This is a genomic window from Stenotrophomonas sp. MYb57, assembly GCF_002966815.1.
In the GTDB taxonomy this organism is placed as follows: domain Bacteria; phylum Pseudomonadota; class Gammaproteobacteria; order Xanthomonadales; family Xanthomonadaceae; genus Stenotrophomonas; species Stenotrophomonas indicatrix.
Window position 1 is genome coordinate 3,122,980 of record NZ_CP023271.1, and the last position, 20,622, is coordinate 3,143,601.

A 20,622-nucleotide genomic window follows, 5' to 3' on the forward strand; every position below is an offset into this window, starting at 1 on the left:
CCACGCGACGCGTGGATATGCCGACCAAGGTCGGCATCTACCGAAGCGGTTCGCGGACCAGCACCCCGTCCACCAACCGGTACTGCACATCCACCACACCCGCGGGCAGGTCATCGTGGGTGATCATCAGCAGGCTGCGCCCTTCCAGCAGTGCTGGCAGGTCCTGCAGCAGCGCGCGCGCAGTATCCACGTCCAGGCCTTCGGTGGGCTCATCCACCAGCAGGATCGGCGCATTGCGCAGCAGCGCGCGGGCCAGCGCCAGGCGACGCGCCTGCCCGGCCGACATCGTTGCGCCGTTCTCGCCCACCCACGCCTGCAGGCCGCCGTTGCGCTCGGCCCATTCACCCAGCCGTACCCGTTGCAGCACTGCCCACAACGCTTCGTCGCTGGCCTCTGGATCGCCCAGCCGCAGGTTCGCGGCCACGCTGCCGGCAAACACCGGCGCGTTCTGCGGCAGCCACGCAAGGTGCCGGTGCCAGTCGGCCTGGGCGACATCGCGCAGGTCCTGGCCACCGTAGGTCAGCCGCCCCTGCTGCGGATCCCACAGCCGCAGCAGCAGGCTCGACAAGGTGGTCTTGCCGCTGCCGCTGTCGCCACGGATGGCGATGCGCTCGCCCGGTGCCAGCGTCAGCTGCAGGCCACGCAGCACCGGCCGTGCGGCGCCCGGCCACTGGAAGTGCACATCGTCCCAATGCACGGTCGCCGCCGGCGCCAGCGGCTGCGGCGACACCGGCTCCTGCACCGAAGGTGCCTGCTCGACGATGCCCTGCAGGCGCGCGGCCGCAATGCGGCCCGATTGCAGCGACTGCCAGGCCAGGCCCATGCCCGCCCACAGTTCGATCATCGCAACGGTCAGGAACACCAGCCCGGCGGCCATTTCCGGCGCGATGCGCTGTTGTTCGGCCGCATGCAGCGCCAGTGCCAGCATCGCCACCAGGCCGAGCCCGGCCAGCACACCATGCAGCGTTGATGCAGCGATCAGCCGCAGGCGTCGACGACGATCGCGCGAGGCCACCTGCTTGGCCGCCACCCGCACCTTCAACTGCCAGGCATTGCCAGCGTTGAGCGCGGCCAGATCAGCCGCCCCTTCCAGCCCCTCGAATGCCGCCGTGCGCAACGCTGCGCGATGTGCGGCGCGGTCGGCCTCTTCGCTGTCATGGCCCCTCACGCCCAGCCACGGCACGCCAATGCCGATCAGCAACGCCAGTACTGCCAGCAGCACCGCTGCCGATGGCAGGATCAACGCTGCCGAGCCCACGCCCACCAACGTCAACGCGCCCAGCGCCAGCAACGGGCCGATGGCACGCACCAGCAGGCCATCGATTTCGCCGATGTCACCCAGCAGCCGCGCCAGCAGATCGCCGGTGCGGGTTGCACCCAGCCGTGCCGGGGCCAGTGGCAGCGCGCGGCGGAAGAACCATACGCGCAGGTCGCGGGCGATGCGCAGGGTGGCGTCATGCCCCACCAGCTTTTCGAAGTAGCGCGATGCGATGCGCGCCATGGTCAGGCCGCGGATGCCGGCCGACGGAGTGAAGAAATTGAAGCCCTGGCCAAGGCCCGCTGCACCGGCCAGCGCTGCAGCAGTGAGGAAGCCACCGGACAGGCCCAGCAGGGCGGTGCCGGCCAGCATCGTGGTCCACAGCAGCAGCACTGCCAGCAGAAGGCGCGGGCGATGCCGCAGGAACACCATGCGCAGTGAATCGGAAGACCGGCTCATGCGCGTACCGCCTGCGCCGGCTCAACCAGGCGCCCTTCGGGCAACAGCAGGCAGCGGTCGGCCCAGGCGATCACCGCCGGGCTGTGGGTGGCCACCACCACGCTGCGTCCGCGCGCATAGGCGGCCAGGCTGCGCAGCAGCGCTGCTTCGGTTTCGGCATCGAGAAACGCGGTCGGCTCGTCCAGCAGCAGCACCTGCGGATCGCGCAGCAGCAGGCGCGCCAGGCCGATGCGACGTGCTTCGCCACCGGACAGGCCAAAGCCGCGCTCGCCGATCAGCGTATCCAGCCCCTGCGGCAGGCGCTGTGCGAACTGCAGCACCTGGGCGGCTTCGGCAACGGCGCGCAGGCGCGCGTCGCTGGCACCGGGATCGGCCAGGCGCAGGTTCTCGGCGATGGTGCCGTGGAACAGATAGGGACGCTGGCTGGCATAGGCCACCTGCAGCCCCGGCCGCAACTGCACCCGGCCACCACGCGGCGGCAGCCAACCGGCCAGCGCTTCCAGCAACGTGCTCTTGCCGCTGCCACTGGGGCCGACCAGGGCCAGACGCTGGCCCGGTTCCAGCTGCAGGTCCAGGTTCTGCAGCACATCGTGCGCAGCGCCCAACGGACGCAATACCAGACCGTGCGCCTGCAGTGGCGGCAACGCGGCCTCGGCAGGCTCCGGCGTCAGCGGCACAGTGCCGTCGATTGTGCTGGCCTCCTCTTCCGGCAGCGCCTGCAGCAGGCGCTCCACCTCGGCAGCGGCGGCCAGTGCATTGGCGCGGTCGTGATAGTGCGCGGCCAGGCGCCGCAACGGTGCGTAGAACTCCGGTGCCAGCAGCAGGCAGAACAGGCCCGCCCCCAGCGTCGGCACGGTCGCATGCAGCGACATCAGGCCCAGATAGCTCAGGCCCAGATACAAGGCGACCATCGCCACGCTGACCGAGGCAAAGAATTCCAGCACGGTGGACGACAGGAAGGCGATGCGCAGCACCTTCATCGTGCGCACGCGCACACCTTCGGCCGCGGCCTCGATGCCGGCCAGTTCGGCTTCCCCACGGCCATACAGGCGCAGCAGGCCCAGGCCCTTGATGCGATCGGCGAAGTGCCCGCTCATCCGCGCCAGCTCGCCCAACTGCGCGCGCCCGGCGGCTTCGGCGCCCCAGCCCACCAGCATCATGAAAAAAGGCACCAGCGGTGCAGTGAACAGCAGGATCAGTGCAACCACCCAATCGACCCAGGCCACAGCAGCCAGGATCAACAACGGCACCACCACCACTTCGGTGCGCACCGGCAGGAAACCACTGTAGTAGTTCTCGATCGCATCGCCGTGATGCAGCATCAACTCACCCAATTCACCGGTACGGCGCTGCCGCAGCCACAATGGGCCGTGCCCGAGCAGACGCGCGAAGACACGCTCGCGCAGGGACAGGCGTGCGGCATCGGCAACGTCACCGGCCGCAGCCTGGGTGGCACTGCCCAGCAGGGTGCGCACGACAAGGATCACCGCCAACGCGGCCAGCACCGGCAGGCCCTGGGCCAGCGGCACGCGCTCGACCAGCACCTGCTGCACCAGCCAGGCGATGGCGGCAGCTTGAGCGATCAACAGCGCACCGGACACGCTGATGCACAGCGACGCCAGCCGCTGCCGCCCCTTCGCGGCACGGGCCAGATCGGCCAGCCAGGCGGTACGCACACGCCGCAGGCGGGTCGATTCTTCATCCCGATCAGGGGCGTCAGCGGTCGGTTCGGCAGCGCTCAAGGCTCTTCACAGGCAGCAAGGGGATGGACGGCATTGTAGGCGCAGGCAACAGCCTTCCCCTGCGGCCGGCGGTCGCAGTCTTCATCGGGTTGGCATACGATCCTCCTGAATACCTGTTCATACATTGATCTGGATCAAGGCTGTTTGAAGTAGTCGGTCACATCATTCACCCCGTAGACCACCCTTCCCGCCACCTGCAACGGCACTATCCAACGAGGTAGCCAGGCCATGATTGATCAGACAGTCGTAGAACTGTCGCGGCTGCAATTCGCTCTGACCGCGATGTACCACTTCCTATTCGTACCGCTCACGCTTGGCCTGTCCTTCATGGTGGCCATCATGGAAAGCGTGTACGTCATGACCCGCAAGCAGGTCTGGCGGCAGATGACCCTGTTCTGGGGCACCCTGTTCGGCATCAACTTCGCCATCGGTGTGGCCACCGGCCTGGTGATGGAGTTCCAGTTCGGCATGAACTGGTCGTACTACAGCCACTACGTGGGTGACATCTTCGGTGCGCCGCTGGCCATCGAAGGCCTGATGGCGTTCTTCCTGGAAGCGACCTTCATCGGCCTGTTCTTCTTCGGCTGGAAGCGCCTGAGCCCGGTCAAGCACCTCACCGTGACCTGGCTGATGGCGCTGGGCACCAACCTGTCGGCGGTGTGGATCCTGATCGCCAACGGCTGGATGCAGAACCCGACCGGTGCGGTGTTCAACCCGGAAACCATGCGCATGGAAGTGGTGGACTTCGCCGCGGTGCTGCTGAACCCGGTGGCGCAGGCCAAGTTCGTGCACACCGTCAGTGCCGGTTACGTGACCGGTGCGATCTTCGTGATGTCCATCAGCGCCCTATACCTGCTGCGCAACAAGCACAGGGACATGGCCCGCCGTTCGTTCGCGGTCGCCGCAGCCTTCGGCTTGCTGTCCTCGCTGTCGGTGGTGGTGCTGGGTGACGAGAGCGGCTATGCCGCCAGCGAGCACCAGAAGATGAAGCTGGCGGCGATCGAAGCGATGTGGGAGACCGAGCGTGCGCCGGCCGACTTCACCGCCTTCGGCATTCCCAACCAGGACACCCACACCAACGACTACGCGATCAAGATCCCATACCTGATGGGCCTGATCGCCACCCGTTCGCTGGACCAGCCGATTCCGGGCATCCTGGAGCTGGTGGAGCGTGCGGAGCACCGCATCCGCGGTGGCCAGATCGCCTATGGCGCACTGGAACGGGTGAAGAAGGACAAGACCGATCTTGCAGCGCGTGAAATGTTCGATCGCCATTGGCAGGACCTCGGCCATGGCCTGCTGCTGAAGCGTTACCGCGAGGACATCCTCAACGCGACGCCGGAGGAAATCTCCAAGGCCGCGATGGATACCGTACCGCGCGTGGCGCCGCTGTTCTGGACCTTCCGCATCATGGCCGGGCTGGGCTTCTACCTGATCGCCTTCTTCGCGCTGGCCTTCTACTTCTCGTGCCGCAACAACTTCCAGGACAAGCGCTGGTTCCTGAAGCTGGCGGTGTGGAGCCTGCCGGCGCCGTGGATCGCGATCGAATGCGGTTGGTTCGTGGCCGAGTACGGCCGCCAGCCGTGGGCGGTGGATGGCGTGCTGCCCACTTTCTACGCGGCATCGGGCCTGGCACTGCATGAAATCCTGACCACGCTGGCGGTGTTCACCAGCCTGTACACGGTGCTGCTGATCATCGAAATCAAGCTGATGCTGAAGGCGGTCCGCAAGGGCCCGGACGACATCCTGCCGACGCTGCAGGCCGACATCCGCCCTGTTTCCCCCAATGCCGTTGCCCCCGGCCAGGCCTGAGGCAGGAGAATCCAGATGGAATTCATTGCACTTGATTACACCACGCTCCGCGTGATCTGGTGGCTGCTGCTCGGCATCCTGCTGGTCGGCTGGGCCGTCATGGATGGTTTCGACCTCGGCGTCGGCACGCTGCTGCCGTTCGTGGCAAAGACCGATGAAGAACGCCGGCTGGTGATCAACACCGTCGGCCCGGTCTGGGAAGGCAACCAGGTCTGGTTGGTGCTGGGTGGCGGCGCGATCTTCGCCGCATGGCCGCCGCTGTATGCGGTCAGCTTCTCCGGCTTCTACCTGGCGGTGTTTGCGATGCTGTTCGGGCTGATCCTGCGCCCGGTCGGCTTCAAGTACCGCAGCAAGTTGCCGTCCAAGCGCTGGCGCGACAACTGGGACCGCGTGCTGTTCGTCGGTGGCCTGCTGCCGGGCCTGATTGCCGGCGTCGCCGTGGGCAACGTACTGCTGGGTGTGCCGTTCCACTTCGATGACACCCTGCGCGTGACCTACACCGGTTCGTTCTTCGGCCTGCTGACACCGTTCGCGCTCATCGCCGGCCTGATCAGCGTGGCCATGCTGGTGTCGCACGGTGCGGCCATGCTGGTGCTGAAGACCGACGGCCCGGTGGCCGAACGTGCGGCGCGCTATGGCAGCATCGCCGCCATCATCAGCTTCGTGCTGTTCGCCGCTGCCGGCGCCTGGGTGGCCTTCGGCCTGCCGGGCTACCAGATCACTTCGCAGGTGGTGACCGACGGGCCGACCAATCCGCTGCTGAAGACCGCCGAACTGGGGTCCGCCGCAGGTGGCTGGCTGCGCAACTACAGCAGCATGCCGGCAACGCTGGTGTTCCCGGTGCTGGGCCTGCTGGGTGCGCTTGCCAGCGCGGTGCTGCTGCGCGCGCGTCGTGGCGGCCTGGCCTTCATCGCCTCGGGCGCGTCCATTGCCGGCATCATCCTCACCGTCGGCTTTGCGATCTTCCCGTTCCTGCTGCCGTCCTCCAGCCAGCCCACCTCCAGCCTGACCGTCTGGGACAGTTCGTCCAGCCACCTCACGCTGTGGGTCATGCTGCTGGCCACGGCCATCTTCCTGCCGATCATCCTCGCCTACACCACCTGGGTGTACCGCGTGCTGAAGGGCAAGACGACGGTCGAGGACATGGACGACAACCCCAACGCGTACTGATTGCCCGTGTGCCGGCCCAGGGTCGGCACACCCCTCGCACACAGGAGATTGACCATGTGGTATTTCGCTTGGATTCTCGGCGCCGGCCTGGCTTCGGTCGTGGCCATCCTCAACGGGATGTGGTTCGAAGCGCGCGAAAGCGCCCGCGCCGACAAGGAAGTGCGTTGAAACTGTAAAAAAGGGTTGCCGATACGGCCTTCACACCGTATTCTTGGCGGCTCCTTCGGGGTGTAGCTCAGTCTGGTAGAGCGCTACGTTCGGGACGTAGAGGTCGCAGGTTCGAATCCTGTCTCCCCGACCACTTCGGTGGTCGCATTGAAGCCTGGTGAAGTCTTCCAGGCTTTTTTGTTCCCGCAGGAGTCGCTGCCACGGCAGCGAAGCAGAACGGTCTTCCCCCTTGCCGCCATCGGGGGAAATGGCTAGAATAGGCGGCTCCCTTCGGGGTGTAGCTCAGTCTGGTAGAGCGCTACGTTCGGGACGTAGAGGTCGCAGGTTCGAATCCTGTCTCCCCGACCACTCCGGTGGTCACCAAGAAGCCTGGAAGACATCAGTGTCCTCCGGGTTTTTTTGTACCTGGAATCCGGGACACCCGGCTACGCCGCCATCAGCACATGTCGCCGGGGACCTGACCCGGCCCGGCCACGTACAATGGCCGCCACTCCCCCACCTGCCACACCGGCCGCGCCCGGTGCGGGCGCTGCACGTCATTCTGCATGGCGTGCGCCACCTGCAAGGAACACCGCATGACCTCGCCCACCTCCCCTTCGCCACCACTGCTGCACGGGCGCGTGCTGGCGTTCGCCGCGATCCTGCTGGCGGCGGTCAACCTGCGTACCGCCGTCACCTCCATCACCCCGTTGCTGGACGTGCTGGGCCAGCAGTTCGGCTTCGGCACCACCATGACCGGCGTGCTGGGCATGCTGCCGACCGCGTCGTTCGCTCTGTTCGGCGTCGCCACCCCGGCGCTGGCACGACGCCTGGGCCTTGAGCGCACCACCCTGCTGGCGATGCTGATGGCTGCCGCCGGCCTGCTGCTGCGCTCCAGCGCCGGCAATGTCGGCACCCTGCTGCTGGGCTCGGTGATCGCACTGGCGGGCATGGGCATCGGCAACGTGGTGGTGCCGCCGTTGGTGAAGCGCTACTTCGCCAACAAGGTCGGCACCATGAGCACGCTGTACATCAGCGTGCTGCAGCTGGGCACGATGATGCCGGCACTGTTGGCGGTGCCGGTGGCCAACGCCGCAGGCTGGCGGGTGTCGCTGGGCATGTGGGCGCTGCTGGCACTGGCTGCGACCCTGCCATGGATGCTGCTGGCACGCAGTGCGCCCAGGCCGGTACTGGACAGCAACGACCCCACCGCGCAGCCGCACGGCAAGGTCTGGCGTACGTCGTTGGGCTGGAGCATGACGCTGATGTTCGGCATGACCTCGCTGATGACCTATTCGATGTTCACCTGGCTGCCGCGCATCGTGGTCGAAGCCGGCGCCACGCCCGCCTTTGGCGGGGTGATGGTTGCGGTGTTTTCGGCACTGGGCCTGCTGCCATCGCTGGTGATCCCATCGCTGGCGGTGCGCCTGCAGAATCCCTTCCCGCTGGTGCTGATCGGCTTCTCCGCCTTCGTCATCGCCTTCGCCGGCCTGCTGTTCGCCCCGATGAAGGCGCCGTTGCTGTGGGCCTGCCTGCTGGGCGTCGGGCCGTCCACGTTCCCGCTGGCGCTGACCCTGATCAATCTGCGCACGCGCACCCCCACCGGTTCTGCGGCCCTGTCCGGCTTCATGCAGGGCGTGGGCTACAGCTTCAGCTGCCTTGGCCCGTTCCTGGTCGGCTGGCTGCATACCGTCAGCGAGGGCTGGACCCTGCCCTTCGCCTTCCTGTTCGGCTGCGCGCTGCTGATGCTGTGCGCCTCGTGGGTGGCCTGCAAGCCGCGCAAGCTGGAAGACCTGTGGTGACCGGACCGGCGGGCTGACGCCCGCCGCCGTGAAGCTGGACCCACACACCCCACTACCGCGATCTACACACCGCCACCGCAGCGGGTGACGTAGCGTGTCCAAAGCTGACCCGTTTCGTGTCCAGAACCGGCCCTGCCAGCGTGGTACGCCCCCACAGGGCGGCCCCGGGCTGCCCCGTGCCGTTCCACAGTGGACAGCAGAAAAGTGTATGCGCGACAACGCGTTGCGACAGGGCTGGCCGGTCATCCAAGGACTCTCCGTCAACAAGGTACGGATAGGAAGTAGGCGCTTTGGCAGAGCGTCAGCTATAGTTGGCATGTGATGTGCGTCACACTTTTGAGCACATCGTTCAGCAATGGATGCTTAGGGGGTCTCATGGTTGTTCATCGTCCGCTGGCGCTGTGCGTCGGCCTGGCCTGCGCCACTCTGGCGTGCTGGGCCCACGCGGCCTCGCCGCCCACCGTCATAACGCGCGCCGACCGGCTCGCCGAGATCGGGCACTACCGTGACCAGGCACGCTGGGTCGATGCACTGGCAGCGATCGAGCGGGCGCAGCTGCGCGAGCCCAACGACGACCTGCTGTACAAGCTGCAGGTCCTGACCCTGGGCGACATCGGCAACGCCCATCGCGCCTGGCGGCTTTACCAGGCCCGGCCCAACCTGTTCGACCAGGACCAGAAAGCGCGGCTGGAGGCCAACTACGTGGCCAAGCTGGTCAACTGGAGCCTGGCCTACGGGGAAAGCGAAGACACCCGGCTGGTCGAGGCCGAGGCTTCGCTGGCGGAAATGGAGCAGTACGTCGAGCGCGATGGCACCGCGCAGGCGCAGGCGCCGCTGCGTATCCGCATGGACCGGCTGATCTTGCTCAACCGCCTGGCCCGCCACGCGCAGGTGCGCGACGAGGCGCGGGCGCTGCAGCGCGAAGGCCATGCCCTGCCCGATTACGTTCTGCCAGCCGTAGGCGACTCGCTGATGGCCACGCAGAACCCGGAGGAGGCCATTCCCTTGCTGGAGGCCGCCGCAAAGAACGATCCCTCACGCTTCGAGACACGCTCGGAGCTGGCCTATGCCTATCTGGAAACCGAGCAGGCGGAGAAGGCGGTGGGCTACCTGCAGGCCTGGCAGAAGGACGAACCGGCCTGGCGCTGGGGCGGCGGCAAGACCCCCTTCCAGAACTGGGCGCGTTACGAGGCCGACCTGAACCTGGGGATGGTGCGGGCCTACAGCGGCGACCTGCCCACGGCCCAGCGCGAACTGGAAGCCCTGGTCGAGGTCGGCCCGGGCAATGGCAGCCTGCAGACTTCACTGGGCAGCGTCTACCAGATGCGCGGCTGGCCACGGCGGGCGCTTGAGCGCCACCAGATGGCCTATACCCTGGACCCGCGTGACATCGCGCCGCGCCTGGGCATGTACGAATCCTACGTGCAGCTGCAACGCGACGACCTGGCGCGGCCGCTGCATGACGACCTGCTGGCACGCTATCCAAGCCAGCCGGCGGTGCAACGCATGGACCGTGACTGGCGCGCCCATCGCGGCTGGCAGCTGCTGGCCAAGGTCGAGGGTGGCCGCAGTTCCGGCGGTGGCGGCACCTCGCCGCTGGGCAACGACGACCTGCACTACGGCGTGGAAGTGGCCTCGCCGGTTCTCAACGACCGCTGGCGCCTGTTTGCCTTCGCCGACCGCCGTTCGGTCAGCTTTCAGGACCAGGACATCGATCCGCTGTGGATCGGTGCCGGCGTGCGCTACCGCTTCGACCGCCTCGATGCCGAGGCGGCGGTGATGCGCCCCAACGACAGCATCGGCGACACCGGCCTGCGCGGCGGCTTCGGCTGGCAGTTCAATGATCGCTGGCATGCCGGCGTGACCGCTGCCCGCAATGATCCGGAAGCCTCGATGCAGGCACGCGTGGCGGGCATCACCGCCGACAGCGTTGCGGTTGCAGTGGACTACACGCGCAACGAGCGCACCCACTGGAGCTTCGGTGGCAGCCAGTTCCGTTACGACGATGGCAACCGCCGCGATACGCTGAACAGTGCGATCGAACAACGGCTGTTGACCCGCCCGCGCCTGTTGATCGATGGCCTGGGCAGCGTCTACACCAGCCGTGGCAGCCGCGACGATGCGCCCTACTTCAACCCCTCGCGGGATCGCTCGGTGGAAGTGGGCCTGCGCATCGACCAACAGCTGTGGCGCCATTACGAGCGCCACTTCCGCCATCGCCTGACGGTCTCGGTGGGCAACTACTGGCAGGAAGGTTTTGGCAGTTCAATCATTCCAACCGTGGCCTATCGCCACGAATGGCAGTTCGATCAAGGGCGGATCCTCGAGTACGGCGTGAGTTGGTCGCGGCCGGTCTACGACGGCCAACGTGAACGACATATCGGCTTCGATGCCGCGCTGCGCTGGGGAGAATGAGATGGAACGGATGCTTCGCAACCTGACGACCGTACTGCTGCTGGCGCTGCTGGCCCTCGCCCTGCCTGCCGCAGCCCAGCGCGCCAGCTCGGCCGCGGAACTGGACGCGGCCGACAACGGCCTGCTGGTCCTCAGCTACCACGACGTGCGCGATGATGTGCTGGAAAAATCCGACGGCGACGCCTACGCGGTCAGCACGCAGAACTTCGCCGCACACCTGGACTGGCTGTCCGCGCATGGCTATCACCCGGTCTCGCTGTCACAGCTGATCAAGGCCTCGCGCGGCGAAGCAACGCTGCCGCCGCGACCGGTGCTGCTGACCTTCGACGACGGCCTGCGCAGCGTGTACAGCCGCGTCTATCCGCTGCTGCGCGCGTACAACTATCCGGCGCTGGTGGCGGTGATCACCGACTACGTGGACATGGCACCGGGCCGCACCATCGACTACGGCTACCGTCCCTTCGGCCATGACGACTTCCTGACCTGGGACCAGCTGCGCGAGATGCAGGCCAGCGGCCTGATCGAACTGGCCAGCCATACCGACAACCTGCACCACGGCGTGCAGTCCAACCCACAGGGCAACCAGACCCCGGCGGTGATCACCCGCATCTACGACCCCAAGGCGCAGCGCTACGAAAGCGCGCAGGAGTACGAGAAGCGCCTGCGCGACGATCTCGGCCGCAGCGTGCAGCGCATCGAGAAGGAACTGGGTGTACGCCCGAAAGCGATCGTCTGGCCGTATGCCGCCTACAACCAGTTGAGCAACGACATCGCCGAGCAGCTGGGCATGCCGGTGTCCTTCGACCTGGAAGGTCGCAGCACGCCGGTGACGGCCGACCTGCATGGCCTGGCACGCCTGCTGGTGACCAGCAATCCGAACATCACCTCGCTGGCCTTCGAGCTGCGCCGCAACGTCAATCTGGACGGCACCCGTGCACTGCAGATCGATATGGACTCGGTCTACGACAGCGACCCTGCACAGCAGGCGCGCAACCTGGATGCGCTGATCGAGCGGGTGAAGCGGATCGGCCCGACCCATGTCTACCTGCAGGCCTTCGCCGATCCGGACGGCAACAACACCGCCGATGCCCTGTACTTCCCGAACCGCCACCTGCCGATGCGCGCGGACCTGTTCAACCGCGTCGCCTGGCAGCTGAAAACCCGTGCCGGGGTGAAGGTGTATGCGTGGTTGCCGGTGCTGGGCTATGAACTGCCCGACGCCGCGCAGCGTGCGGCGCTGGGCATCCAGAGCCCGGAACGCGATGGCATGTACCGCCTGGATTTCACCAAGCCGCAGGCACGACAGATCATCAAGGACATCTACGAAGACCTGGCGATCAATTCGTATTTCGAAGGCCTGCTGTTCCACGATGACGGCTACGTGCGCGATACCGAACTGGCCCAGCTGCCGCAGGAAGGCAGCGACGGCGGCCGCACCCAGGCGCTGATTGATTTCACCCTGGAACTGCGTGACAGCGCACAACGCTGGCGCCCCAAGCTGGGCACCGTGCGCAACCTGTACGCGCAGCCGGTGCTGGAGCCGCAGAGCGCGGCGTGGTTCGCCCAGCGCCTGGACCTGTTCAACAAGGCCTACGACCGCACCGCGCTGATGGCGATGCCATGGATGGAAGGCAGCCGCCGCCCGCAGCGTTGGCTGGACAAGCTGGTGGTGGCCGTGCGTGCGCACGACCCCGAGCTGAAGCACACGATGTTCGAGCTGCAGACCGTGGACTGGCGCACGCAGCGGCCGATCAGCGGCGAACAGCTGCGCGCGCAGATCCGCCGCCTGCAGGCACAGGGCGTGCGCCATTTCGCGTGGTACCCGGACGATTTCATCGCCGACAAGCCGTCGACCCAGGATGCACGCGCGGCGATGTCCGCGCGCAACTTCCCGTACCCGGAGAAGTGACGTGGACATGAATCCGTGGCTCAACGCCATGTTCCAGTTCGCCTTCTTCTACCCCATGGTGATGGCGTTCTTCTGGATGTCCGGGGGCCTGTACTACTTCTTCCGCCGTGAGCGGAAGTCGCGGCCGCGCAACGACCCACCACCGATGGCGGAGTATCCGTTCGCCAGCCTGCTGATCCCGTGCCACAACGAATCGGCGAACCTGGACGACACCCTCGGCGCGGCATTGGCCCAGCGCTATCCGGACTTCGAGGTGATCGCCATCAACGATGGCAGCACCGACGACACCGGCACCCGCCTGGACGCGCTTGCAGCGCTTCATCCGCGCCTGCGCGTGGTCCACCTGGACCGCAACCTGGGCAAGGCCAACGCGTTGCGCATGGGCGCGCTGGCCGCGAGATCGGAGTACCTGGTGTGCATCGATGGTGATGCCATGCTGGAAGAGTTCGCCATGCACTGGATGGTCTGGCACCTGACCAGCGGCCCACGCGTGGGTGCGGTGACCGGCAACCCGCGCATCCGCAACCGCTCCACCCTGCTCGGCCGCCTGCAGGTGGCGGAGTTCTCCTCGATCATCGGCATGATCAAGCGCGCCCAACGCGTGTACGGCCGCATCTTCACCGTGTCCGGCGTCATTGCCGCGTTCCGTCGCACCGCCCTGCATCGCATCGGCTACTGGGCCGATGACATGGTCACCGAGGACATCGACATCAGCTGGCGGCTGCAGCTGGATCATTGGGATATCCGTTACGAGCCCAATGCGCTGTGCTTCATCCTGATGCCGGAAACGCTGAAGGGCCTGTGGCGGCAGCGACTACGCTGGGCACAGGGCGGCGTGGAAGTCCTGCTGCGCCACGGCTCCTCGTTGTTCAGCTGGCGCAAGCGGCGGATGTGGGGCGTGCTGCTGGAATATATCCTCAGCGTGCTGTGGGCCTACACCATGCTGGTGATCATCCTGCTGTGGGCAGTGGGCAAGTTCATCCCGATGCCGCCGTCGCTGTACATCGACACGTTGCTGCCGCAATGGCATGGCGTGATCCTGGCCCTGGTCTGCCTGTTGCAGTTCGCCAGCAGCCTGATCATCGACAGGCGTTACGAAACGCATATCGGCCGCAACTATTTCTGGGTCATCTGGTACCCGATGGCGTACTGGTTGATCAGCCTGTTCACCACGCTGGTGGCGCTGCCGAAGACCCTTCTCCGGCGGCGTGGCAAGCGAGCCACCTGGGTCAGCCCAGACAGAGGTATCCGATGAACGCACATCGCCAGACGACTGCCAGGACGCCGTCCAACCGCTTCGACTCGCGCCTGATCCAGAAACCGCGCAAGCAGCCCCGCCTGCAACGCACTGCCTGGGGCTTTGTGACCCTGGCATTCTGGGGGTTCTACTTCTACCTGTGGGCACCGCTGGTCACGCTGGTGTCCTGGTTGCTCGGTGGGCAGCTGGCGTGGCTGCAGCTGTACGAGCGCAAGCAGCATCTGGACCCGTTCGTGATCATCGCCCTGCCGGTGATCCTGGCGTGCTGTGCGCTGCTGCTGATCGCCTGGGCCGAGTACAACCGCTACCGCTTCTCCGGCAAGGAACGGCGCGGCCCGCACGAGGACGCAAGTCGTGCGGAGATCGCCCATTCGCTGGGTGCCAGCGATCAGCTTGCCGAACAGATGTTCGGTGCCAAGGCCATCACCCTGCACATGGATGAGCATGCACGGCCACTGGGCATGACCGCGCAGCTGTTGAGGTAACGGGGGTTCGGCCGGGCGGCGCCCGGCACCCGCAGAGGCAGCGGCCAAGGCAACAGCAACAGCTGGCATTCCGTGGGAGGCGGGGCGGTGTCGGATTGCGGGGACGCCGCAAGTACGTCCTTGTAGGCTTGGCAGCCGCATCCATGCGGCTGACACCCCGCAATCCGACACCGCCCCACCTCTGACAGATTTCCGCAATCTGGTAGATCCACGCCATGCGTGGATGAATCTCCATCGAAATCGAATAGTCGACAATTCATCAAAGAGCATCCACGCATGGCGTGGATCTACGTGTCGACCAAGGTCGACACCCACCAAGAGCAAGTCATGCCATCCCGACAGACTGCGGAGATCTGTCGAAGGCGGGGTGGGTCCGGTTGCGGGGGTGTCCGCGGCATGGATGCCGCGGCCAAGCCCCCATGGACGGGTTCACGGCGTCCCCCGCAACCGGACCCACCCCGCTATCCCGCAGGAACCCCGCTGTTGCCGTTGCCGTTGCCGTTGCATTTGCGGTTGCTTCGGCTGTTGCTTCGGCTGTTGCCGTGGCCTCCGCGGGTGCCGGGCGCAGCCCGGCTGTGACCCTACCTTCGGACCTGGCCTTCGCCGCGCACCACGAACCGTTCGACTGTCAGCGCTTCCAGCCCCATCGGGCCATAGGCGTGCAGGCGCGTGGTGGAGATGCCGATCTCGCTGCCGAGGCCAAGCTGGCCACCATCGGAAAAACGCGAAGACGCGTTGACCATCACCACCGCCGAGCGCAATGCGCTGACGAAACTCTCGGCACTGGCTACGTCTTCAGTGGCGATCACTTCAGTGTGGTCGGAGGTATAGGTACGGATGTGCGCGATCGCTGCATCAAGATCGTCGACCACGCGGACCGCCAGTACCAGATCAAGGAATTCGGCGGCATAGTCGTCTTCGCTGGCCGCGGTGCTCCCCGGCAGCAATGGCTGCGCGCGCTCGTCTGCGCGCAGCTGCACGCCACGTTCGGCCAGCGCCTGTGCAGCACGCGGCAGGAACGCTGCGGCAATGTCCCGGTGCACCAGCAGGGTTTCCAGTGAATTGCACGCGGACGGGCGACTGCACTTGCCGTCCACCAGCAGATCGACTGACTTGTCGAGATCGGCACTGGCATCGACGAACAGGTGGCAGACGCCCTTGTAGTGCTTGATCACCGGTACCCGTGCGTGCTCGGCGACGAAGCGGATCAGGCCTTCGCCACCGCGCGGGATGGCCAGGTCGATCAGTTCGTGCAGCTGCAGCAGTTCCAGCATTGCTTCGCGACGCAGGTCGGTCAGCACCGTCACAGCGGCAGGGGGCACGCCGTTGGCCTTCAATGCCCCCGCCAACGCCTGGGCGATGGCGGTATTGGAATGGATCGCCTCCGAGCCGCCACGCAGGATCACGCCGTTGCCCGCCTTCAGGCACAGCGCGGCGGCTTCGGCGGTCACGTTCGGGCGTGCTTCGTAGATCATCGCGATCACCCCCAGCGGCACGCGCACCTTCTGCACGCGGATGCCGTTCGGACGCACGTCGTCGCGGGTCACCTGCCCGACCGGGTCCGGCAGGCCGGCCACCTCGCGCACGGCGTCGGCCATCGCCAGCAGGCGCGCCGGGTCAAGTGCCAGGCGGTCGAGCATCGCGCTGCCCACACCTTTGTCGCGGGCGGCGGCCAGGTCGCGTGCATTGCCTGCGAGAATCTGTCCGGCATTGACCTCCAGCGCCTGCGCCATCGCCTGCAGCAGTGCCCTGCGCGCATCGCTGTCCAGGCCGGCAACCACCTGGGCCGCGGCGCGGCAGGCACGGGCCTGCGATTCGATCTCACTCATCGGCATATCCTGCAGTGGGTTCATGGCAGCACCAGATCGTCGCGATGGACGACGGTACCGCCGTAGTTGTAGCCGAGCACGGTCTGGATGTCGCGGGTGTGGCGGCCGGCAATGCGGCGCACGTCATCTGCGGCGTACTGGCTCACACCACGGGCCACGCAGACCCGGCCGGCGTCGGTGTTCCAGCATACCTGCACCATGTCACCGCGCCGGAACGCGCCGTCGGCACCGGTGATGCCACCGGGCAACAGCGATGCCCCCTTCTCGCGCATCGCCTGGACGGCGCCGGCATCGATCAGGATCGCGCCTTCGGCGAGCGGAGCGTGGCGCAGCCAGTGCTTGCGGGCCGCCTCACGGCTGCGTGCTGCATGGATACGGGTGCCGAACAGGCGATCCTGCGCCAGCGCGCGCACCACCTCGCCACTGCGGCCGTTGAACAGGTAGGTTTCGATGCCGACACGGCCGGCCTTGGCTGCGGCCTCCAGCTTGGTGCGCATGCCGCCGGTACCGGCGACCGAACCGGCGCCGCCAGCCATCGCCAGCACGGCATCGTTCAACTCGGCCACTTCATGCAGTGGCCGGGCATCGGCATGCGTGCGCGGATCGGCACTGTAGAGACCGTCGATGTCGGTGGCGATGAACAGCGCATCGGCATCGACCAGCGCTGCCACCGTCGCGGCCAGGTTGTCGTTGTCACCGAGCTTGAGCTCATCCACCGAAACGGTGTCGTTCTCGTTGACCACCGGCAGCGCGCCCAGCCGCAGCAGCTCGTTGAGGGTTGCCCGCGCATTGAGATAGCGGCGGCGGTTGCGCAGATCGTCATGGGTCAGCAGCACCTGCGCCACCGGGCGCTCGAAGAAGCGCTGCCACAGACCGATCAGCTGCGCCTGGCCCAGGGCCGCCAACGCCTGCCGCGCCGCCATCGCCGCACCGGGTTCATCGGCCCGGGGCAGGATCGCGCGGCCGGCAGCGACCGCGCCGGAGGAGACGATGACGACCTCGCGCCCGGCCAGCACGTTGGCCGAAACGAACTGGGCCAGGCCCAGCGCGTGGCGCGGCGACAGGCCACCACCGTCGGCGGCCAGCAGGCTGCTGCCGACCTTGAGCACGGCGCGCCGCCACGACGGCAGCGCTTGTTCGGGGAACGGCGATGCAACGTGGGCGGCGTGGACAGTCATCAGGGGCGCCTCAGCGGGTATTCCATTCATGGACGCTCAGCGCCGATGCCTGCATCGTCACCAGCGGATCGGTGGCGACGATGGCCTGCGCCTGCGCGAGGCTGTCGAGGTTGCACAGCACATAGGCGCCACCACTGCCGTCGGCAAAGCCGCCGGTCAGCTGCAGCCGGCCCTCGGCCTGCAACGCATCGAGGAAGTCGCGGTGCGGCTGCACCACGGCGTCGGTGAAGCCCGGCAGGCGCATCGCCAGCACCAGGTAGACGGTGCCGGCCATCAGGACAGCGCCTGCCAGCGCGCGCGCAGTTCATCCAGGCGCAGGTCCGACGCCGAACCCGGCGATACGCGCGCCGCCAGGCTGCCTTCCGGCGTGCGCCCCTGCCCTGCACTGTCGGCACCGGCAGCAGCAGCCTTGTAGGCCTCGCGGAACGGTACGCCCGCTACCGCGGCTTCCACCGCGACATCGGTGGCATACATGCCCGAATCGATCGCTGCACGCAGCTTGTCATCGCGCCATTCCAGGTTGGCCAGCAGCGCCGGCAGCAGTTCAAGCGCGGCCAGGCCGCGCCCGAAGCCGTGGAAGATGGCGCCCTTGGACGACTGCAGGTCGCGGTGGTAGCCCGACGGCAGCGACAGCAGCTGCTCGATTTCGGTGCGTGCAGCGGCGACGCTGGCATGGGTCGCCCGCATCAGCTCGATCACGTCCGGATTGCGCTTGTTGGGCATGATCGAACTGCCGGTGGTGTACTGCGCCGGCAACGCGACGAAACCGAATTCGGCGCTGGTGAACAGCGACAGGTCCCAGGCAATGCGGCGCAGGTCCAGGGTCGCGCCGCCCAGCGCTTCCAGCGCAGCCAGTTCGAACTTGCCACGCGACAGCTGCGCGTAGATCGGCGAGATCTGCATGCGCGCAAAGCCGAGCGCGGCAGTGGTGTGCTCGCGATCCAGCGGCAGGTTCACGCCGTAACCGGCGGCGGTGCCAAGCGGATTGGCATCGACCAGTGCATGGGTATCGCGGGCACGCACGGCGTTGTCGATGAAGGCTTCGGCCCAACCGGCCCACCACATGCCGGCCGAGGACACCACGGCACGCTGGATGTGGGTGTAACCGGGAATCGGCAGATGCTGCTCGGCCTGCGCACGGTCAAGTGCAACCTTTGCCACCTCGGCGCTGACCTGCGCCACGCGCTGCAGCTTTTCCTTCAACCACAGCCGGGTGGCGACCAGGATCTGGTCGTTGCGGCTGCGGCCGGTGTGGATCTTGCGGCCGGCATCACCCAAGCGTTCGGTCAACCGTGCCTCGATCGCCGAATGGCCATCCTCATACTGCGTATCCAGCACGAAACGGCCTTCGCGGAAGTCCTGTGCCAGCACCTCAAGTTCACGCAGCAACCCGGCCAGTTCGTCGGCGCTGAGGATGCCGATGTGCTGCAGGCCCTGCGCATGCGCGGCACTGGCAGCAATGTCATGCAGGAAGAACTCGCGATCGAGGATCACGTCGTCGCCGGCGAGGAAGGTCTGGATCTGGGCATCGACAGCGACGCCTGGCTTCTGCCAAAGAAGGTCTGCCATGGGGAGCTCCTGTACGGTTTCAGTGCGGGATCGACGTCAGTTCGTCGATGCCCAGCGCAAGATTGAGGTTCTGCATGGCCTGGGTGGCCGCGCCCTTGAGCAGGTTGTCCAGGGTCGCCACCACCACCACCCGCTTGCCGCCCGGGGCGAGCGTGAAGCCGCCGACCTGGGCACCGTGGCGGCCAGCGATGCGGCTCACCCACGGCGCCTCGTCCACGACCTCGATGAGTGCTTCACCGGCGTAGGCGTGCTGGAAGCGCTCGACGATCTGCTCGCGGGTCTGCACGCGGTTCAACCACAGGTTGGCGGTGAGGGTGATGCCACGGAAATGCGGCGCGACGTGCGGCATGAATTCGACCGCCACGCCCAGCTGCACGGAAACCTCGCGCTCATGCACGTGGTTGGTCAGCGCGTACGGCATCAGGTTGTCGGCCAGCAGTTCAACGTTGTTCTTGTCCGACGGCGAGGTGCCCGCACCCGAGTAGCCGGACACGCCGAAGCACTGCGGCGGACCAGCCAGCAGATCCAGCAGCGGATGGATCGCCAGCTGCATCGCGGTGGCATAGCAGCCGGGGTTGCTGATGTGCTTCTGCCCGCTGTAACGGCTACGGGTAAGCTCGGGCAGGCCGTAGTACCAGGTGTTGTCGAAACGGTAGTCGGCCGACAGGTCGACGATCACCGTGTCCGGCTTCGCCGTTTCCAGCGCCGCCACGAACGGTGCGGCCAGGCCGTTGGGCAGGGCCAGGATCACCGCATCCACGCCCTTGGCGGCAACGGCGTCGGCGTCGAGATTCTCGAACTGCAGTTCACCCTGCCATTGCGGGTAGTGGTCGGACACGCGCTGCCCGGCCAGTTCACGCGAGGACACGAAGCCCAGCTGCAGGTTCGGATGCGCTGCCACCAGGCGGATCAGCTCGGCGCCGGTATGGCCGCGGGCGCCGACGATGCCGACGGTGAACGAGGAGGAAGTGCTCATGCGTGCGTGCTCATGCGTGCGAATCGAGGCGGTGCTGCAGGTGGCGTTTCACGCCCTGCCATTCCGCATCGATGATGGAGAAGATGACGGTGTCGCGCGGCGTGCCGTCGGGATGCCGGCGGTGATTGCGCAGCACGCCATCCTGCTTGGCGCCCAGGCGTGCGATCGCGGTGCGCGAGGTGAAATTGAACCAGCTGGTTTCAAACACCACGCTCAGGCATTCCAGCCGCTCGAAGGCATGGCTGAGCAGCATCAGCTTGGTTTCGGAGTTGACCCCGGTGCGCTGCACCGATTCGCCATACCAGGTGTAGCCGATGCTCAGCCGCGGTACGTCCGGTTGCAGATCGTAGTAACGGGTGGTGCCGACGATCTGGTCGTTGGCATCGAACACCACGAACGGCAGCACCTTGCCTTCGGCCTGTGCCTGCAGCGCGGCCTGCACATAGCCGGTCATGGCCTTCGCATCGGGCACCTGGGTGTACCAGAGCCTGGACAGCGCGCCTTCGCCCAACGCGCCGCGCAGGCCGTCGATGTGGCTCATCTGCAGCGGTTCCAGCCGCGCATGCGTGCCGGTCAACGTGGGTACCCGGGTCCAGTCTGCGTGGTTCATCGC

16 protein-coding genes and 2 tRNA genes are annotated in these 20,622 nt (G+C 66.7%); 10 read left to right on the forward strand and 8 right to left on the reverse strand.

Going from position 1 to position 20,622, the window contains the following annotated elements; all coding sequences use genetic code 11:
- Nucleotides 1–37 precede the first annotated feature (37 nt).
- Both cydC and cydD read right to left on the reverse strand, forming a co-directional pair.
- Nucleotides 38–1,717, reverse strand: coding sequence for a thiol reductant ABC exporter subunit CydC (cydC, locus tag CLM74_RS14410; protein ID WP_025876459.1), 1,680 nt, complete (start codon nucleotides 1,715–1,717; stop codon nucleotides 38–40).
- Nucleotides 1,714–3,459 (reverse strand): thiol reductant ABC exporter subunit CydD, encoded by a 1,746-nt coding sequence (gene cydD, locus CLM74_RS14415; protein WP_105164380.1) that lies wholly within the window; start codon nucleotides 3,457–3,459, stop codon nucleotides 1,714–1,716. Before cydD ends, cydC begins: the two co-directional genes overlap by 4 nt.
- A 228-nt stretch (nucleotides 3,460–3,687) precedes the next feature.
- Between cydD and CLM74_RS14420 the strand changes: the two genes are divergently transcribed.
- The 10 genes from CLM74_RS14420 to pgaD all read left to right on the forward strand — a co-directional run bounded on the left by CLM74_RS14420 (nucleotide 3,688) and on the right by pgaD (nucleotide 14,457).
- Nucleotides 3,688–5,271 (forward strand): cytochrome ubiquinol oxidase subunit I, encoded by a 1,584-nt coding sequence (locus tag CLM74_RS14420; protein WP_032978752.1) that lies wholly within the window; start codon nucleotides 3,688–3,690, stop codon nucleotides 5,269–5,271.
- 15 nt (nucleotides 5,272–5,286) lie between these two features.
- Entirely contained in the window at nucleotides 5,287–6,441 is a 1,155-nt protein-coding gene (cydB, locus tag CLM74_RS14425; protein ID WP_025876453.1) for a cytochrome d ubiquinol oxidase subunit II, read from the forward strand.
- A 54-nt stretch (nucleotides 6,442–6,495) separates the two neighbouring features.
- Nucleotides 6,496–6,609 (forward strand): cytochrome bd-I oxidase subunit CydX, encoded by a 114-nt coding sequence (gene cydX / locus CLM74_RS14430; protein ID WP_025876452.1) that lies wholly within the window; start codon nucleotides 6,496–6,498, stop codon nucleotides 6,607–6,609.
- A 56-nt stretch (nucleotides 6,610–6,665) separates the two neighbouring features.
- Nucleotides 6,666–6,742, forward strand: a tRNA-Pro gene (locus tag CLM74_RS14435).
- Nucleotides 6,743–6,880: 138 nt separating this feature from the next.
- Nucleotides 6,881–6,957: transfer RNA gene (locus CLM74_RS14440), tRNA-Pro, on the forward strand.
- 227 nt (nucleotides 6,958–7,184) lie between these two features.
- Nucleotides 7,185–8,390 (forward strand): MFS transporter, encoded by a 1,206-nt coding sequence (locus CLM74_RS14445; RefSeq protein ID WP_025876450.1) that lies wholly within the window; start codon nucleotides 7,185–7,187, stop codon nucleotides 8,388–8,390.
- A 375-nt stretch (nucleotides 8,391–8,765) separates the two neighbouring features.
- The gene (gene pgaA, locus CLM74_RS14450) at nucleotides 8,766–10,805 is read left to right on the forward strand and encodes a poly-beta-1,6 N-acetyl-D-glucosamine export porin PgaA (RefSeq protein ID WP_033831566.1); all 2,040 of its coding nucleotides are present in this window, start codon (nucleotides 8,766–8,768) and stop codon (nucleotides 10,803–10,805) included.
- 1 nt (nucleotide 10,806) lies between these two features.
- Entirely contained in the window at nucleotides 10,807–12,714 is a 1,908-nt protein-coding gene (gene pgaB / locus CLM74_RS14455) for a poly-beta-1,6-N-acetyl-D-glucosamine N-deacetylase PgaB (protein WP_025876446.1), read from the forward strand.
- A gap of 1 nt (nucleotide 12,715) precedes the next feature.
- Complete coding sequence (pgaC, locus tag CLM74_RS14460; protein ID WP_025876444.1) at nucleotides 12,716–13,969, forward strand: poly-beta-1,6-N-acetyl-D-glucosamine synthase; 1,254 nt, start codon at nucleotides 12,716–12,718, stop codon at nucleotides 13,967–13,969.
- Nucleotides 13,966–14,457, forward strand: a complete 492-nt coding sequence (gene pgaD / locus CLM74_RS14465) for a poly-beta-1,6-N-acetyl-D-glucosamine biosynthesis protein PgaD (protein WP_025876441.1) — start codon at nucleotides 13,966–13,968, stop codon at nucleotides 14,455–14,457. The genes pgaC and pgaD overlap by 4 nt, the downstream gene beginning before the upstream one ends.
- A 581-nt stretch (nucleotides 14,458–15,038) precedes the next feature.
- Here the strand turns inward: pgaD and CLM74_RS14470 are convergent.
- From CLM74_RS14470 to CLM74_RS14495, 6 genes are read right to left on the reverse strand one after another with little or no spacing between them, the layout of a single operon-like run.
- Nucleotides 15,039–16,310, reverse strand: a complete 1,272-nt coding sequence (locus CLM74_RS14470; RefSeq protein WP_105164381.1) for a glutamate-5-semialdehyde dehydrogenase — start codon at nucleotides 16,308–16,310, stop codon at nucleotides 15,039–15,041.
- On the reverse strand, nucleotides 16,307–17,464 hold the full coding sequence (gene proB / locus CLM74_RS14475) for a glutamate 5-kinase (RefSeq protein WP_105164382.1): 1,158 nt from the start codon (nucleotides 17,462–17,464) through the stop codon (nucleotides 16,307–16,309). Before proB ends, CLM74_RS14470 begins: the two co-directional genes overlap by 4 nt.
- Nucleotides 17,465–17,474: 10 nt before the next feature.
- Nucleotides 17,475–17,738, reverse strand: a complete 264-nt coding sequence (locus CLM74_RS14480) for a YciI family protein (RefSeq protein ID WP_025876435.1) — start codon at nucleotides 17,736–17,738, stop codon at nucleotides 17,475–17,477.
- Nucleotides 17,738–19,033 carry an argininosuccinate lyase gene (argH, locus tag CLM74_RS14485; protein ID WP_033831569.1) on the reverse strand — a complete coding sequence of 432 codons (1,296 nt, stop codon included), beginning with the start codon at nucleotides 19,031–19,033 and terminating at the stop codon, nucleotides 17,738–17,740. Before argH ends, CLM74_RS14480 begins: the two co-directional genes overlap by 1 nt.
- Nucleotides 19,034–19,052: 19 nt before the next feature.
- Nucleotides 19,053–20,009 carry an N-acetyl-gamma-glutamyl-phosphate reductase gene (gene argC, locus CLM74_RS14490; protein WP_105164383.1) on the reverse strand — a complete coding sequence of 319 codons (957 nt, stop codon included), beginning with the start codon at nucleotides 20,007–20,009 and terminating at the stop codon, nucleotides 19,053–19,055.
- A gap of 10 nt (nucleotides 20,010–20,019) precedes the next feature.
- Nucleotides 20,020–20,619 carry a GNAT family protein gene (locus CLM74_RS14495; RefSeq protein WP_025876429.1) on the reverse strand — a complete coding sequence of 200 codons (600 nt, stop codon included), beginning with the start codon at nucleotides 20,617–20,619 and terminating at the stop codon, nucleotides 20,020–20,022.
- Nucleotides 20,620–20,622: the final 3 nt, after the last annotated feature.